Source organism: Ruegeria sp. ANG10, from assembly GCF_040705255.1.
Taxonomy (GTDB): domain Bacteria; phylum Pseudomonadota; class Alphaproteobacteria; order Rhodobacterales; family Rhodobacteraceae; genus Ruegeria.
The window spans coordinates 123,295-139,110 of the sequence record NZ_JBFCVU010000002.1; the positions used below are offsets into that span (position 1 = coordinate 123,295).

A 15,816-nucleotide genomic window follows, 5' to 3' on the forward strand; every position below is an offset into this window, starting at 1 on the left:
CCTACAGGCTCAGCTTGTCTCGCATGAAGGCCAGCGCGACGCTCAGGCCGTCCGGCGCAATTCCGTGGCCAGTACCCTTCATCACATGCGCGTAAACCTCTTTGAAACCGGCCTCTTGCAGCGCTTCTGCGGCAGCGGGCAAGGATTGCGGCGGCACCACATCATCGACATCGCCATGAACCAGCAGAATCGGCATCCGGCTGACCGTCTCGTCGGGCAGCAGATCGGGCTCCAGTAACCGTCCCGAAAAGGCAACGATCCCGGCCACCGGGTCTTCGCGACGCGGGGCGACATGCAGGCTCATCATCGTGCCCTGGGAAAACCCGAACAGAACAACCTGTTCCGGCAAAACATCCTCGTCCACCATCAGCGCATCGAGGAATGCATTGAAATCCTCAACCGCCATTTCCATTCCACGTCGGGCCTCTTCCTCGGACGAGCCGTCAATCCATGGGATCGGAAACCACTGAAACCCATTGGGCATTCCGGGGATCTGCTCGGGCGCGTCGGGGGCGACAAACAGCGTGTCAGGCAAGTGTTCGCCCAACGGATCGGCCAACCCCAGCAGGTCGGCCCCATTGGCGCCATAGCCATGCACGAACACCACCACCGAGCGTTTATCGCCCGAAACCGGCTCTTTTCGGAGCGCATTCAAAACCCGTGTCATCTGATCCCTTCTCGTTCTTTGGCCACCCGGTAATAGGCCCACAACACACGCGCCGCAACCGACCGCCAAGGCGACCAAGCTTCGGCCATTTGGCGCAGTTCTTTGTCCGCGGGACGTTTGGGCAGGTCATAGAGGATGCGCGCCGCCTCTTGCAGCGCCAGATCACCCGGCGCGATCACATCGGCGCGACCCAGTGAGAACATCGCGTATATTTCGGCAGTCCAGACACCGATCCCCGGCACCTCGGTCAAAGTCGCGATGACGTCTGCGTTAGAAGCGTCGCGTAGTGTCTTGTAATCAATACGTGCCTCGGCCAGCGCGCGGGCGTAGCGAATCTTTTGACGGCTTAGCCCGACAGCCCTCAGATCATCATCGGTGGCCCACATGATCTTACGCGGGCCGGTCAGCTTGGCATCCTGCATGCGTTTCCAGATCGCTCTGGCCGAGGCCACGCTGACCTGCTGACTGACGATAGCGCTCAGAAGCTGGGCAAACCCGTCCGGTCGACGACGCAATGGTAAAGGCCCCGTCTGTTCCATCGCCCAAGCCATGCGCGGGCAGGCACCGGCCAGCCATTCGGCCCCTTCTGCAACACAATCAGGTGTTTCGATAATGCGTCCAACAGACATGGGTTCTCCGGCTGATTTGTGGTGCGCTCACGGTAGGTTGCTTTGTCGCAGATGCAACCCGCTTGTATGACTGACTTTTCAAAGATACCCATGAGCGCATGACACTGACTGCTTCAACCCCGGACAACAGCCAGGCCAAACGCAACGTCGCCGTATTGGTGACGGCACAAGCGGTGCTGGGCGCGCAGATGCCGATGATCTTCATTGTCGGCGGGTTGGCGGGGCAATCGCTGGCATCCAACCCCTGCCTTGCAACCTTACCCATTTCGCTGATCGTTCTGGGGTCGATGCTGGCAGCCACACCAATTTCCGCGATCATGCAACGCTGGGGGCGCCGCGCGGGGTTTCTGGTCGGCGCCACGGCGGGGGCCTGCGGCGGCGCGGTCGGCGCGTACGGTCTATTTTTGGGCTCGTTCCCAATCTTCCTCTTGGGAAGCCTGCTGACCGGTATCTACATGAGCGCGCACGGTTTCTACCGCTTTGCAGCAGCTGATACCGCGTCTGACGCATTTCGACCCAAGGCCATTTCCTATGTCATGGCAGGAGGGTTGGCGGCGGCCATCATCGGTCCGCAGATCGTCAAATTGACCTCGACTGCCTATGTAATTCCGTTCTTTGGCACTTATCTGGCCGTGATCGCGATGAACGTCTTTGGCTCGGGGCTGTTTTTCTTCCTCGATATCCCGACGCCCGAAAAGCCCGGGGAAGATGCCCCCACAGGACGGACCCGGCTTGAAATGCTGAAGACTCCGCGCATCGCCGTGGCAATCATCTGCGCAATGGTGTCTTACGCATTGATGAACCTTGTTATGACCTCAACCCCACTTGCGGTTGTGGGCTGCGGTTTCAGCGCCAATGACGCCGCCGATGTCGTTACCACCCATGTTCTGGCGATGTATGTGCCTAGCTTTTTCACTGGCCAATTGATCGCGCGTTTCGGAGTGGAAAAGATCGTGGCCCTTGGCCTTGCCATTCTGGCTGGGGCCGGGGTGGTCGCGCTGCAAGGGGTCGAGCTGGGCAATTTCTTCGTCGCTTTGATCCTGCTGGGCATTGGCTGGAACTTTGGCTTTATCGGGGCTACCACCATGTTGGCCGCGTCGCACGACGTGAACGAACGCGGACGGATGCAGGGGCTGAACGACCTGCTGGTGTTTGGCGGCGTGACGCTTGCATCGCTCGCTTCGGGCGGGTTGATGAACTGCTCGGGCGGGTCACCAGTCGAGGGATGGACCGCCGTGAACCTAGCCATGATCCCGCTGTTGACACTGGCAGGCGGTGCGCTGCTGTGGTTGGTTCTGAAACCCTCTGAACCGGAAACGGTCTGACACCTACCAGCGCCCGCTGGCGACGGACCACATCAAGGACGCTCTGCGGCGAATTTCACCCTGGGCCAGATCCCCAGCCGCAACACGGTTCGGGCGCGCCACGACCTGTCGCAAAACCCATTCCGCCTGCCATCCGGCACAAAGCGCGGGGCGGGCATCAGCCGAGATACCTGCACCGTTTGACCGTGCGCGCTGAAGCCTGCCCAAGGCTTTTTGCGCCAACGCCCGTACGCCTTCAGGCGTGCCGTCAAGCAAAGGAATACGACCACGCGCCTCAAGATCAGGGATCGCCCGAAACCAATTCGCCACCCCTACGCCATAGCCGAAATCACGCAGTACAGCTTCATCGGCTTCCCCCAAAGCCTGCGCAGCCGCAACCATCAAGGATCCGGTGCTTTGGTTGATATAGGCGTCGAAATGGCCCTCGTCCTCAAACGGATCACGGTAAATATCCCAACGCCTTACGGCCACATACTCATCCAACATGGCGGCCAGATCGGGTGACAGAACCTGGGACAGAGGCGTCACGACCTCATGCCGACGCACCGCTTTGCCTTCGGCAATCTCTTGCAGCGCATCGCGCCACCATTGCAGGCGCATCTCGGCGATCATCGTTTCTTGCGTAACCCAAGGGGCCCGTGCAACCTCGACATTCAACGCATAAAGCGGGAACAGTTTAGGCCGTACCGCAACGGGTGCGGCCATCACCGCCATGAACCGATCAGGATCAGCGCGATGCACCAACGCTGCGCAGGCCTTAACGTCATCGTTAAAATCAACGCTCACTCGGCCACCGCTGTCTGCGACCCGCAATCGCGCACCAGTTTCCACTGAATCGCGTCCAACAGCGCCTCGAACGAGGCATCGACTATGTTCGCGCTTACGCCCACGGTCGACCAACGCCGCCCCTGCCCGTCTTCACTGTCGATAATGACGCGAGTTACAGCCTCGGTGCCGCCCTGAGTGATGCGTACCTTGAAGTCGACCAGACGCATATCAGCCAATATCTGCGAATACTGCCCCAGATCCTTCGCCAGTGCTTTGGCCAACGCGTTCACCGGCCCCCGGTCACTGCCGTCCTCGTCCAGAGACTCGCTAACTGACAGTTTCTTTTCCCCGTCGACTTTCACCACAACGACGGCCTCGGACAGGCTGACCATCTTGTTATACTTATTCTTGCGCCGCTCAACGGTAACCTTATAGCGCTTGACCTCAAAGAACTCGGGCAGTTGCCCCAACTCATCACGCGCCAGCAGCTCAAAACTGGCCTGCGCGGTGTCATAGGAATACCCCTCGGCCTCGCGCTGCTTGATCCGATCCAGAATGCGCCCCAGCGCCGGGTTGTCTTTTTCCACGGACAGACCGGCCTCGGTCAGGCGTTTGCGCAGGTTCGACTGCCCCGCCTGGTTCGACATCGGGATGATCCGCGCATTCCCGACCGAGGCCGGGTCGACATGTTCATAAGTCGACGGGTCCTTGAGGATCGCGCTGGCGTGCAGCCCCGCCTTGTGCGCAAATGCCGAGGCGCCGACATAGGCCGATTGCTTGCTGGGCACCCGGTTCAGGATATCATCCAGCATCCGGCTGACCCGCGTCAAGCCGGCCAAGGCCTGTTCGCTGACACCAATATCAAAACCTGACGCATAGGGCTCCTTTAACAGCAAAGTCGGGATCAGAGCGGTCAGGTTCGCATTGCCGCATCGCTCACCCAACCCGTTCAGCGTGCCTTGTATCTGCCGCGCGCCCGCATCGACAGCGGCCAGAGAGCAAGCCACCGCATTCTCGGTATCGTTGTGGGTGTGAATGCCCAAGCGGTCACCGGGCAACCCGGCGGCAATCACTTCGGTTACGATCCGCGTCACCTCGGCGGGCAGTGCGCCGCCATTGGTGTCGCACAACACAACCCAGCGCGCACCAGCGTCCAACGCCGCCCGGCATACCTGAACCGCATAGCCGGGGTTGTCCTTGTACCCGTCAAAAAAATGCTCAGCATCGAACAGCGCCTCACGCCCCTGCGCCACGATATGCGTAACCGAGGCACGGACGTTCTCGACATTCTCCTCCAGCGAGATACCCAGCGCGTGCGTCACATGGTAATCATGCGATTTGCCAACCAGACAGACCGTCTGCGTGCCCGCGTTCATTACAGCGGCCAGAACATCGTCATTCTCGGCCGACCGCCCTGCTCGTTTGGTCATGCCAAACGCGGTCAGACGGGCCGAGGTCTTGGGCGCAACATCGAAAAACGCGCTATCGGTTGGGTTCGCGCCCGGCCAGCCGCCTTCGATATAGTCGACCCCCAACGCGTCCAGCGCCTGCGCGATCTGCACCTTCTCAGAGGTCGAAAATTGCACGCCCTGAGTCTGCTGCCCATCGCGCAGGGTGGTGTCGTAGAGATAGAGGCGTTCCTTGGTCATCACACCTCCTCCAGCTTGGCTGCGTCAAATCCGGCACCAGGCACCAGTTCAACCCCATCTTTGCTCATACGAACTTCCAACCCAGCGGCCAAATAGGCGGCTTTCAGACGATCCACTTCCGAGAAATCCTTGCTTTGCATCGCAATGGCTCGCGCGTCTGCCAACCGGTCCGCATGTAAAGACAAATCCGCCGATGTGGTATCCGCCCACTCCCCCATCTCTGGGATCAAGAGACCCAGCAATTGCGCGCTGGCCAACAAGCCTGCAGCATTCCCATCCGCAGCCAGGCGGTAGAGTTCAGCCAAAGCGCCCGCGGTGTTCAGGTCGTCACTCAGCGCTGCGATAACTGCGGGTGCCGCGTTGGCTGCGGGCTCGAAGCCCGCTGTCTGCGCCCGCCACTTGCGCAGCGTTGCCTCAGCCTCACGCGCCTTCTTCTCGGTCCAATCCATTGGCTTGCGATAATGGGTCTGCAGGAAGACAAACCGGATCACCTCACCCGGCACGCCTTGCTCCAGCAAATCATGCACGGTGAAGAAATTACCCAAAGATTTGGACATCTTCTTGCCTTCCACCTGCAGCATCTCATTGTGCAGCCAGACCTTTGCGAACTCACCATGCGGATGGGCACACTTGCTCTGTGCAATCTCATTCTCATGATGCGGGAACATCAAGTCATTGCCACCGCCATGGATGTCAAAACTCTCGCCCAGCAGTTCGTAACTCATGGCCGAGCATTCGATGTGCCAGCCCGGACGCCCTCGGCCCCAAGGGGAGTCCCACCCCGGCAATTCATCGGTCGAGGGTTTCCACAGCACAAAATCCATCGGGTTTTTCTTGTAAGGCGCAACCTCAACCCGAGCGCCCGCGATCATGTCGTCGACAGACCGGCCCGACAATTCGCCGTAATGCTCTTTCCAGCTGTCCACGGCAAACAGAACATGGCCCTCGGCCGCGTAAGCATGGCCCTTGGCGATTAGGGCTTCGATCATCGCGATCATCTGCGCAATGTATTGCGTAGCGCGCGGCATCTCATTGGGCTCTAGCGCCCCAAGCGCGCCCATATCGTGCAGATACCAACCGATGGTCTCATTCGAGCGTTCCTGAACCAGCTGCTCCAGCGTGCCTTCGGCCCCCGCCTGTTGCCGCGCCAGCGCGGTCGCGTTGATCTTGTCATCCACGTCGGTGAAATTGCGCACATAAGTCACATGATCCGCGCCATAGGTGTGCCGCAACAACCGGTAGAGGACGTCAAACACCACTACGGGCCGCGCATTACCCAGATGGGCGCGGTCGTAAACGGTGGGCCCACAGACATACATCCGCACATTGTCGGCGCTGATCGGTACGAAATCCTCTTTCGTCCGCGTCCGGGTGTTGTGCAGTTTGATCGTCGTCATCGGTTGGCTCCTAAAGACAGCGTGGCTAGTCGCGTTAACGCGGGCTTAGCAACTTGTCTCAGGGATGAAAACGAAAGAAACCGGCCCGCTTGAAGTATCAGCAGGTAATGCAGCAAATAATGATGCAGGTCATCGGGTTCATATTGTCCCAGTATCACGGCGACCGCCCTTCGCCAAGCCTTGAGTTCCATTCATCTGTTTCGCCGATTGACATTCGGCAACGGCTCTGGCCCTTTCGGCGCAGAACACCAGACGGAGGCGGGTCATGAAATTGTCGCAGCGTATTACTCATCTGACCGGCGGCGGCAGTGACGGTTGGGACGTGTTCTATCGTGCCCGTCGAATGATCAGCGACGGCTATGCCGTGACCGAACTGACCATTGGTGAACATGACGTCCGCACCGACCCATCGATTCTGGAAGCCATGGACCTGTCGGCAAGGCAGGGTCACACCGGATACGCGATGGTGCCCGGCACGGATTTGTTGCGCGATACCGTGGCCGCCCGGTTGCAAGCGCGCACGGGAATTCCCACCACCCGCCACAACGTGTTGATCACGCCTGGCGGCCAGTCAGCCTTGTTCGCGGCCCATGTTGCGGTTTGTGATCCGGGCGATGTTGGTTTGTATCTGGATCCGTATTACGCCACCTATCCAGGCACGATCCGCGGCGTAGGAGCTGAAGCACGGGCGATCCAGACAACCGCCGAAGACGCATTTCAACCGCGTGCCGAGCAGATCGACGCGGTCACGGATGGCGCGGTATCCCTGCTGATAAACACACCAAACAACCCAACCGGAGTCGTCTATTCCCGTCAAACGCTTGAAGGGATCGCCGAGGTCTGCCGCAAGCGGGACCTCTGGCTGATTTCGGATGAGGTTTATGATACACAAGTCTGGGAAGGCTCACATATTTCCCCGCGCACTCTGCCCGAGATGACCAAACGTACGCTGGTGGTTGGGTCGATGTCCAAGTCGCACGCCATGACAGGTTCGCGCTGTGGATGGGTTGTTGGGCCTGAGGATGTAATCGCGCATCTGATCAACCTTGCCACGCACACAACCTATGGCGTTCCCGGGTTTATTCAGGACGCCGCCAGTTTCGCCCTGAACGCAGGTAACGCGCTGGAAGAACAAATCGCCGCGCCCTTCCGCAGGCGGCGCACACTCGCCGTGGGTATTCTGAGCGCTCAGAACACTGTCGGGCTGGTTCCAGCGCAGGGGGCCATGTACCTGATGCTGGATATCCGCGCCACAGGCCTCAGCGGAGAAGCATTCGCCAACGCCTTGCTGGATACGCACGCCATTGCTGTGATGCCGGGTGAGAGTTTTGGGTCGGCGGCCGCCGGTCATATCCGCGTGGCCATGACCATTGATGACGAACGGTTCGGGTCCGCTTTGTCGACGATTTGCGAATTTGCGACGGAAATGGTCGGTCGTCACGCCGCGGTCAGCTAACGGGCGTCAGAATCGGAATGAGGTTCGCAGGTTAAAGACATTCGAATCCAACGTGCCATCCGATCGGGTGACATCGTCGAACTCCTGCCGCAACGCCTCGCCGCTGATGACAAAGCGGTCGCCTATGGGATAGGCCACGCCAATTCCATACACAGCAGCGGTATCGTTATCGACCGAGCTATCGACCCGCGACGCACCGATCACGACATAGCCCAAGGCCGGTCCGAAATCATAGCCGCCGCGCAGCTTCAGGCGGGTCATGCTGTCCAGGGAACCCTCGCTCTGACCCAGGTCCAGAGACAGGCTGTTGTATTCAAGTTCACCGCCCAGAACGAAATTCCCGAAGTCACGGTCATAGCCAATATGCGGCCCAAAGGTCAGATCATCACCGCTGGAGCCGTTCGGACCATCGGCATCTGCATATCCAAAGCTGAAGCCTGCATAAGCCCCGGTCCAATCCTCAGCCAATACCGGGGTCGCAAGTGACGCCAATAAAGTGAGAATGAGGGCCTTTAGGGCTTTCATTAATCTCTCCTACAAACCTTTCGCCGCAGCGACGGTCGTTTATGTCATATTAACTCAAAAACTTGGTACGTGATCATTAAAATTCAATTGAGATCACGAACCACTCTTAAATAAGTGAAGGAACTATAACAGATTTTTGTCTGCCCAAGAAAGAAACTTGAGCAGACAAAAGAAGAGTGTGACATCTTCATGTATACTTCGCTTTTAGACCCCCAGGTCGCAAACAGAACAGATTGTGACGGGACACATCTGAATACTTCGTTTCACAAGGTGAGGACCTGCATGCAAGACGACGTTTGGAAGATTCGACTGGTCAGCCGCACCATCGGTGCGGATCGAGGTCGTGCGGCGCGTGGGCGGCCATCAGAGGTTTGAAACAACGACTCTGACACCCCCCTTAACGACCGGAATCCGAATCATGAACGATCAATCCCGCACCTCTTCCCGTACCGGCGGGCGCGCCGCGCGTCGTGCCGCCCGTGCCACTGCCCTGCCTGAGCATCTGCGCCCTGTCCGGGCCGGCATGGAAGGTGGCACTCTCAATGTGCTGACCCAAGCCCAAATCGAGCGCATCCACGAAGCCGCCTTGACCGCATTGGAAACCATCGGTCTGGCGGATGCCCCGCCAAGCGGCATCGACTATCTGGTCGGCGCCGGGTGCATCCTGGGTGACGATGACCGCATCCGGTTTCCGCGCGCCTTGGTGGAAGACACGATTGCCAAGGCCAACCGATCGGTCACCCTGTACAGCCGCGATGGAAAGACTGATCTGGAGTTGTCAGGCACCAAGGTTCACTACGGCACCGCCGGTGCTGCCGTCAGCATGGTGGATGTACATGGGCGGGAATACCGCGACTCGACCGTTCAGGACCTGCACGATGCGGCACGCATCTGTGAGCAGCTTGAAAACATCCACTTTGTCCAGCGCCCCATGGTTTGCCGAGACATTGTCGACAATCTGGAAATGGACCTGAACACCATCTATGCGGCCTGTTCAGGCAGTTTCAAACATATCGGCACATCTTTCACCGAACCCAGCCACGTTGCCCCCGCGGTGGAAATGCTCCACATGATCGCTGGCGGTGAGGACAAGTATCGTGAGCGGCCCTTCGTGTCGAATTCGAACTGTTTTGTCGTGCCCCCGATGAAATTCGCGACCGAAAGTTGCGAAGTGATGGAAGAGTGCATCAAGGCCGGGATGCCGGTTCTGCTGTTGTCTGCCGGGATGGCTGGTGCGACTGCGCCCTCGACCATTGCCGGTGCGATCACACAAGCCACTGCGGAATGTCTGGCCGGTCTGGTTTACGTAAATGCCGTAAGCCCCGGCGCGCCAGCGGTTTTTGGCACTTGGCCGTTTGGTTTGGACCTGCGCACAGGCGCGATGTCCATCGGTTCGGGCGAACAGGCCCTGCTGACGGCCGGCTGCGCGCAAATGCATCGGTTTTATGACCTGCCGGGTGGTGCTGCAGCTGGGGCGTCAGATTCGAAGCTGCCCGATATGCAGGCCGGGTGGGAGCAGATGTGTTCCAACGTCATGGCGGGCCTGTCAGGTTTGAACATGGTATACGAAGCGGCGGGCATGCATGCCTCGTTGCTGGGCTTTTGCCATGAGAGCCTGATCCTCAGCGACGACCTGATCGGTCAGGCGCAACGCTGCGTGCGCGGGATCGAAGTGACCGACGAAACCTTGGCCTTGGACCAAATCGCCGAGGTCTGCATTGGCGGGCCGGGCCACTATCTGGGCACGGATGCTACGCTCAGCCGGATGCAAGCGGACTATGTCTATCCCGTTTTCGGCGACCGCACCTCACCCAAGGAATGGGCCGAGCTTGGCAAACCTGATCTGATCGAAAAGGCGATCAAACGGAAGGAAGAGATCTTGTCGATGCCGTCTCCGGCGCGCTTTGATCCGCTGTTGGACGCTGAACTTCGGGCCAAGTTCAATATTCACCTTCCCCAATAAGGCACTGAAAAGCGGCCAGAAATCTTCTGGCCGCTTTCTTTCTTTAATGCGTTAGCCGTCGGTGGGCGGCAGCAATCCTGCTTCCTGTGCCACGGCAATCTCGGCCTCATCCAGCGCGCCGTCGCCGTTGGCATCCATTGCCGAGAAACCATCCGTGTCCACTTCAGGCAGAACCGCCTGTACTTCTTCGATGGTCAAAACGCCGTCTCCATTTGCATCTGCCGAGGATTGCGCAACGGCCAGCGTCGGCAGTCCAAGGGCAAGGGCGGAAATAGCGGCCAGAGTTTTCGGTTTCATTGTGATGCCTCCTGATTGAGTTTTTTGCATGTTTGCGTCCGGACAAGCCCTACAAACACCGCACGCCGGGCTGCTGTCACCCGCATTGCGGGACTAAGCCACTTTCGCGCCAATCTTTGCGTGTTTTTCCGAGTCGCGTCTGCGGCGAGCCGCTGGGCAAAATTCCCCCATCACGTCTCGGCGGGTCTTGCCCGATGAGGAATGCACAATCCGGCAGAACCCTGCCTAATTTCCCAATCACGGGTGGAAAAAAGAAAGGGGGCCGAAGCCCCCTGTCAGTTTCGCCTTCCAGGCTCATTTCGTTGACCGCCCGGTGTTTTTTTGCCTGCGGCCTGGACTGCGCATGGGACGAGCGCACCCGCCCCGTGAAAGAGTGGGAAAGAGCAAATATTCCGCCCCACCCTGTTCCCGGCCGACACGGGCATGTCGACCGAGTGGAGCAAGACGCCTAGTGGTAAGTCTCAGGCTATGCCTTGCCCCGTATTCGTCGGGACCGAATATCCGAGGGGAAATTCAGGTCCCTACACCCCGCCTGGCGGGGTGTTTGCCTTAGCTACACCCGCTGGTCCCGCCGCAGGTGTTGCATTTCATGCAGGTGCCGTTGCGCACCAGCGTATAGTTTCCACATTCGCCGCACGGGTCTCCTTCGTAGCCCTGCATCTTGGCTTTAGTGCGAGCATCCATGCCTGTGGCAACCGCTGTTTCCGCGACCGGAGCCTCGAACGATGCGGCGGTTTCCGCCATGCCGTTCACCTCGGCCTGACCGCCGTTAAAGACGACAAGATCCTGCGGCAGACGCTTGCGAAGATACCCTGTTGAGCTAATTTGTTTCAGCACTTCCAATGATTTAGTCGCTGCACTTTCACTGATTTCAGAAACGTTTGAGACGCCCTCTTCCTCGCCCCGGCCTAGATCATCGAAGGTTGCACCTTCGGGTTTCACATGGGCCAGATCGGTACGGTCCAGATAAGACACGGCCAATTCGCGGAAGATGTAATCCAGAATCGACGTCGCATTCTTGATCGAGTCGTTGCCCTGCACCATCCCCGCCGGTTCGAACTTGGTGAAGGTAAACGCATCGACGAACTCTTCCAGCGGCACGCCATATTGCAGGCCAACCGAGACAGCGATGGCAAAGTTGTTCATCATCGCCCGGAAGCCAGCGCCTTCCTTGTGCATGTCGATGAAGATCTCGCCCAACTTGCCGTCTTCGAATTCACCGGTTCGCAGATAGACCTTGTGGCCGCCAACGATCGCTTTTTGGGTATAACCCTTGCGGCGATGCGGCAGTTTCTCGCGGTGGCTGCGGATGATTTCCTTGACCACAACCTTCTCGATCACCTTTTCGGCCAGAACGACGGCCTTTTCCTGCGCCGAGCCGCTTTCCAGCACTTCCGCCGCCTCGTCATCGTCCTCGACCAGCGCCGCTGCCAGCGGTTGCGACAGTTTCGAGCCGTCACGGTACAGCGCGTTGGCCTTCACACCCAGCGACCAGCTAAGCTCATAAGCCTTTTGGCAATCTTCGATGGTTGCGTCATTCGGCATGTTGATCGTTTTACTGATCGCTCCCGAGATGAAGCTTTGCGCTGCTGCCATCATGGTGATGTGGCTATCAACCCCAAGGAAACGCTTGCCTTTCTTGCCGCACGGGTTGGCGCAGTCGAAGATCGAATAATGTTCTTCCTTCAGATGCGGCGCGCCTTCCAGCGTCATGGTTCCGCAGACATGGTCGTTCGCCGCGTCGATATCCGTCTTGGTAAAGCCCAGATGACGCAGCAAATCGAATGTCGGGTCATTCAGCTTAGTGGCCGGGATGCCCAGAACGCCGGTGCAGAAGTCCTCACCCAGCGTCCACTGGTTGAACACGAACCGGATGTCAAAAGCGCTTTCCAGCGCAGCGTCTACTTTTGCCAACTCGTTCGGACCAAAGCCGTGACCGGTCAGCGAGGTGTGGTTGATCCCCGGCGCGTTGCCGATAGTGCCGTGTCCGACCGCGTAACCGACGATCTCTTCGATCTGTGACGAAGAATAACCCAGTTTTTCCAGGGCCGACGGCACCGAGCGGTTGATGATCTTGAAATAACCGCCACCGGCCAGCTTCTTGAACTTTACCAGCGCAAAGTCAGGCTCGATCCCGGTGGTGTCACAATCCATAACCAGACCGATGGTGCCGGTCGGCGCAATCACCGTGGCTTGCGCGTTGCGATAACCATTCTTCTCGCCGAGGCTCAGCGCCTCATCCCAGGCCGACATGGCCAGATCGATCAGACGCTTGTCCGGGCAGTTACCATGGTCCAGTGGCACCGGCTTGACGGCCAGTTTCTCATAACCATCGGTCACGCCTTGTGCAGCACGGCGGTGGTTACGGATGACGCGCAGCATGTGGTCAGCGTTGCGCTTATAACCCTTGAAAGGTCCAAGCTCACCGGCAATCTCGGCCGAGGTTGCATAAGCCACTCCGGTCATGATCGCCGTCAGCGCGCCGCAGATCGAACGCCCCTCATCCGAGTCATAGCTGTAGCCCATGTTCATCAGCAGGCCACCGATATTGGCATATCCCAGACCTAAGGTGCGGAAGTCATAGGACAGCTGCGCGATTTCCTTCGACGGGAATTGCGCCATCGTCACCGAGACTTCCAGCGTCAGTGTCCACAGACGTGAGGCATGCATATAGTCTGCCGCTTGGAATTCACCGTCCTTGAGGAACGTCAGCAGGTTCATCGACGCCAGGTTACAGGCCGTGTCATCGAGGAACATGTACTCTGAGCAAGGGTTCGAGCCGCGAATCTCTCCGTCCGCCGGGCATGTGTGCCATTCGTTGACGGTGTCGTGGAACTGAATGCCCGGATCAGCGCAAGCCCACGCGGCGTGGCCAACCTTTTCCCACAAATCACGCGCCTTAACGGTCTTGGAGACCTTGCCATCGGTGCGATTGATCAACTCCCAATCGGCATCTTTTTCAACTGCAGTCAGGAATGCGTTGGTCACACGGATCGAGTTGTTCGAGTTCTGACCCGAAACCGAGCTGTAAGCTTCCGAATCCCAGTCTGTATCGTAGGTCGGGAATTCGATGCTGTCGTGACCCTGCTTGGCATAGTCCAGCACGCGCTTGATGTAAGTCTCGGGGATCGCAACCTTTTTTGCCTCGCGAACCGCCTTCTTAAGACCATCATTCTTGTTGAGATCATACGCATCGTCCTGCGCACCGTCCCAGCTGCGGATGGCCTCGAAAATGCCGTTCAGCATCTTCTCGTGCATCTTCGATCCGGCAACGATCGAGGCCACCTTCTGCTCTTCGATCACCTTCCACTCGATGAATTTCTCGATGTCAGGGTGATCAGCATCGACGATTACCATCTTTGCTGCTCGACGGGTTGTTCCGCCTGATTTGATCGCGCCAGCGGCGCGGTCGCCGATCTTGAGAAAGCCCATAAGCCCCGAGGATTTGCCGCCACCCGACAGCGCCTCGCCTTCTGCGCGCAGATGGCTGAAGTTGGTCCCGGTGCCCGAGCCGTATTTGAACAGGCGCGCCTCGCGCACCCAAAGATCCATGATGCCGCCTTCGTTCACCAGATCATCGTCGACAGACTGGATGAAGCACGCGTGCGGTTGCGGATGTTCATAAGCAGATTTCGATTTTGTCAGTTTGCCGGTTTTGTAGTCGACATAGTGGTGTCCCTGCGCCGGACCGTCGATTCCATACGCCCAGTGCAGACCGGTATTGAACCACTGCGGGCTGTTCGGCGCGGCGCGCTGAGTCGCCAGCATGTAACGCATCTCGTCAAAGTAAGCGCGCGCATCGTCCTCGGTCGAGAAATAGCCACCCTTCCAACCCCAATACGCCCAAGCCCCCGCCAATCGGTCGAACACCTGCTTTGACGAGGTTTCGCCGCCGAATTCAGCACCTTCTGCAGGAACCGAGCGCCACAGGAATTCGGGAACGTCCTTTTCCTTGACCTTTTTCAGAGCGGACGGAACGCCGGCCTTGCGGAAATATTTCTGGGCGATGACATCACTGGCGACCTGGCTCCACTTTGCGGGAATTTCGATTTCTTCCAGTCGGAATACAATGGTGCCATCCGGATTCCGTATCTCAGATGTCGCAGAGACAAAATCCAGTTCCGCGTATGCATCTTGCCCCGATTTGGTGAATTTCCTGTCAATCTTCATGTCCGCAGCCCTAGATTCAATCAACTTGTCCGTTCGCGTCAGATGCATTTCAGCGATCCGCACGCCATGCCTGAAAATTGGGCGCAAATGACCGGTCGCTGTCTTTAACAGCGCGAAACCGCTTATACGGTTGCACGTTTAATAGATGTGCTTTCCGACCCTCGCCCTATGCCTTACCCTGGTTATGCTACCAGATTTAGTGGCATGTCTTTCGGCCCATACAACTTGGCGTATTCGCCCATAGATCGTCAACGCCATTTTCATTCATTTTTGAAATCTTTTTTGTTGACCAAACGGTTCCAAAGGGTCCGCGGGCGTTGGATTCCGATTCCTCCACAGGTTCATCCACGGGGCAAAGCACTGTACTTGAAAATCGCGCAACAGGATTAACTGTTTTTATCAGCAGAGTTACCGGCATTTGATAATCCCGCTGTAAGGTGGCTAGGCTGAATGAGAATCACAACACCACCGGTCGCGCGGCCGGACAGGAGGCATAACGTGCAGAATAGAAAATCGAGAGTGTCAGAGTGGATGACCGCATTTCGATTTCTGCCCGCAATGGCCCTTATCGTGGCCTGCACACCACAAGATATGCCCCCTCCGACCCGCAGCGCGCAGTTTGAAACATATCCCGAACGGCTGTTTGACACCTTTGAGACTCAGTGCGCCGGACCAGGAGAAAAATTCGAGAAAGTGGGGAATCGGGTGTTTGAGTGCCAGGAGTTTCTTCCTCCGGACACCACCGCGTTTCTGATTCTCAATTATGATGGCTACCCGCAGGACCTGCCCAAAAGCGTCATGCGCATGACGTCGACCAAGAACACTACCGGGTATCGCGTGGATGCTGAATTGTATTTTAACGTGCCACAAAAACAGGGCCCGGCCGTCAAAGTTCCCGTAGAAAGCAAAGCACTGGATCAAGCGTTGGGTGCGCTGTTCCAGAAAATGGGTGGTTCACCAACATAAGAGG

General features: G+C 58.1%; 12 protein-coding genes. 4 read left to right on the plus strand and 8 right to left on the minus strand.

Going from position 1 to position 15,816, the window contains the following annotated elements; genetic code table 11:
* Position 1 precedes the first annotated feature (1 nt).
* Both AB1A64_RS04650 and AB1A64_RS04655 read right to left on the minus strand, forming a co-directional pair.
* On the minus strand, positions 2-667 hold the full coding sequence (locus tag AB1A64_RS04650) for an alpha/beta fold hydrolase (protein ID WP_366550356.1): 666 nt from the start codon (positions 665-667) through the stop codon (positions 2-4).
* Entirely contained in the window at positions 664-1,296 is a 633-nt protein-coding gene (locus tag AB1A64_RS04655; protein ID WP_366550357.1) for a DNA-3-methyladenine glycosylase 2 family protein, read from the minus strand. The genes AB1A64_RS04650 and AB1A64_RS04655 overlap by 4 nt, the downstream gene beginning before the upstream one ends.
* Before the next feature lie 98 nt (positions 1,297-1,394).
* On the opposite strand from AB1A64_RS04655, the gene AB1A64_RS04660 reads away from it, so the two are divergent.
* Entirely contained in the window at positions 1,395-2,621 is a 1,227-nt protein-coding gene (locus tag AB1A64_RS04660; RefSeq protein WP_366550358.1) for an MFS transporter, read from the plus strand.
* A gap of 3 nt (positions 2,622-2,624) precedes the next feature.
* On the opposite strand, the gene AB1A64_RS04665 is transcribed toward AB1A64_RS04660, so the two are convergent.
* The 3 genes from AB1A64_RS04665 to cysS are packed head-to-tail and all read right to left on the minus strand — an operon-like array spanning position 2,625 to position 6,435.
* A complete protein-coding gene (locus AB1A64_RS04665; protein WP_366550359.1) occupies positions 2,625-3,407 on the minus strand; it encodes a squalene/phytoene synthase family protein in 783 nt (260 codons plus the stop codon).
* Positions 3,404-5,038 carry a citramalate synthase gene (cimA, locus tag AB1A64_RS04670; RefSeq protein ID WP_366550360.1) on the minus strand — a complete coding sequence of 545 codons (1,635 nt, stop codon included), beginning with the start codon at positions 5,036-5,038 and terminating at the stop codon, positions 3,404-3,406. The genes AB1A64_RS04665 and cimA overlap by 4 nt, the downstream gene beginning before the upstream one ends.
* Positions 5,038-6,435, minus strand: coding sequence for a cysteine--tRNA ligase (gene cysS / locus AB1A64_RS04675; RefSeq protein WP_366550361.1), 1,398 nt, complete (start codon positions 6,433-6,435; stop codon positions 5,038-5,040). Before cysS ends, cimA begins: the two co-directional genes overlap by 1 nt.
* A gap of 265 nt (positions 6,436-6,700) precedes the next feature.
* Between cysS and AB1A64_RS04680 the strand changes: the two genes are divergently transcribed.
* Positions 6,701-7,891 carry a pyridoxal phosphate-dependent aminotransferase gene (locus AB1A64_RS04680; protein WP_366550362.1) on the plus strand — a complete coding sequence of 397 codons (1,191 nt, stop codon included), beginning with the start codon at positions 6,701-6,703 and terminating at the stop codon, positions 7,889-7,891.
* 6 nt (positions 7,892-7,897) lie between these two features.
* On the opposite strand, the gene AB1A64_RS04685 is transcribed toward AB1A64_RS04680, so the two are convergent.
* Complete coding sequence (locus AB1A64_RS04685) at positions 7,898-8,416, minus strand: outer membrane beta-barrel protein (protein WP_366550363.1); 519 nt, start codon at positions 8,414-8,416, stop codon at positions 7,898-7,900.
* Positions 8,417-8,834: 418 nt separating this feature from the next.
* On the opposite strand from AB1A64_RS04685, the gene AB1A64_RS04690 reads away from it, so the two are divergent.
* Positions 8,835-10,379, plus strand: coding sequence for a trimethylamine methyltransferase family protein (locus tag AB1A64_RS04690; protein WP_366550364.1), 1,545 nt, complete (start codon positions 8,835-8,837; stop codon positions 10,377-10,379).
* Between the two features lie 51 nt (positions 10,380-10,430).
* On the opposite strand, the gene AB1A64_RS04695 is transcribed toward AB1A64_RS04690, so the two are convergent.
* Entirely contained in the window at positions 10,431-10,676 is a 246-nt protein-coding gene (locus AB1A64_RS04695; protein ID WP_366550365.1) for a hypothetical protein, read from the minus strand.
* Between the two features lie 549 nt (positions 10,677-11,225).
* A complete protein-coding gene (locus AB1A64_RS04700) occupies positions 11,226-14,846 on the minus strand; it encodes a vitamin B12-dependent ribonucleotide reductase (RefSeq protein ID WP_366550366.1) in 3,621 nt (1,206 codons plus the stop codon).
* Positions 14,847-15,377: 531 nt separating this feature from the next.
* Between AB1A64_RS04700 and AB1A64_RS04705 the strand changes: the two genes are divergently transcribed.
* Positions 15,378-15,812 carry a hypothetical protein gene (locus tag AB1A64_RS04705; RefSeq protein WP_366550367.1) on the plus strand — a complete coding sequence of 145 codons (435 nt, stop codon included), beginning with the start codon at positions 15,378-15,380 and terminating at the stop codon, positions 15,810-15,812.
* Positions 15,813-15,816: the final 4 nt, after the last annotated feature.

What these genes read in the sequence shown, in the direction of transcription:
- AB1A64_RS04650 (WP_366550356.1), bottom strand. Translation starts at nt 667, where the DNA reads ATGACACGGGTTTTGAATGCGCTCCGAAAAGAGCCGGTTTCGGGCGAT.
- AB1A64_RS04655 (WP_366550357.1), bottom strand. Translation starts at nt 1,296, where the DNA reads ATGTCTGTTGGACGCATTATCGAAACACCTGATTGTGTTGCAGAAGGG.
- AB1A64_RS04660 (WP_366550358.1), top strand. Translation starts at nt 1,395, where the DNA reads ATGACACTGACTGCTTCAACCCCGGACAACAGCCAGGCCAAACGCAAC.
- cimA (WP_366550360.1), bottom strand. Translation starts at nt 5,038, where the DNA reads ATGACCAAGGAACGCCTCTATCTCTACGACACCACCCTGCGCGATGGG.
- cysS (WP_366550361.1), bottom strand. Translation starts at nt 6,435, where the DNA reads ATGACGACGATCAAACTGCACAACACCCGGACGCGGACGAAAGAGGAT.
- AB1A64_RS04680 (WP_366550362.1), top strand. Translation starts at nt 6,701, where the DNA reads ATGAAATTGTCGCAGCGTATTACTCATCTGACCGGCGGCGGCAGTGAC.
- AB1A64_RS04685 (WP_366550363.1), bottom strand. Translation starts at nt 8,416, where the DNA reads ATGAAAGCCCTAAAGGCCCTCATTCTCACTTTATTGGCGTCACTTGCG.
- AB1A64_RS04690 (WP_366550364.1), top strand. Translation starts at nt 8,835, where the DNA reads ATGAACGATCAATCCCGCACCTCTTCCCGTACCGGCGGGCGCGCCGCG.
- AB1A64_RS04695 (WP_366550365.1), bottom strand. Translation starts at nt 10,676, where the DNA reads ATGAAACCGAAAACTCTGGCCGCTATTTCCGCCCTTGCCCTTGGACTG.
- AB1A64_RS04700 (WP_366550366.1), bottom strand. Translation starts at nt 14,846, where the DNA reads ATGAAGATTGACAGGAAATTCACCAAATCGGGGCAAGATGCATACGCG.
- AB1A64_RS04705 (WP_366550367.1), top strand. Translation starts at nt 15,378, where the DNA reads ATGACCGCATTTCGATTTCTGCCCGCAATGGCCCTTATCGTGGCCTGC.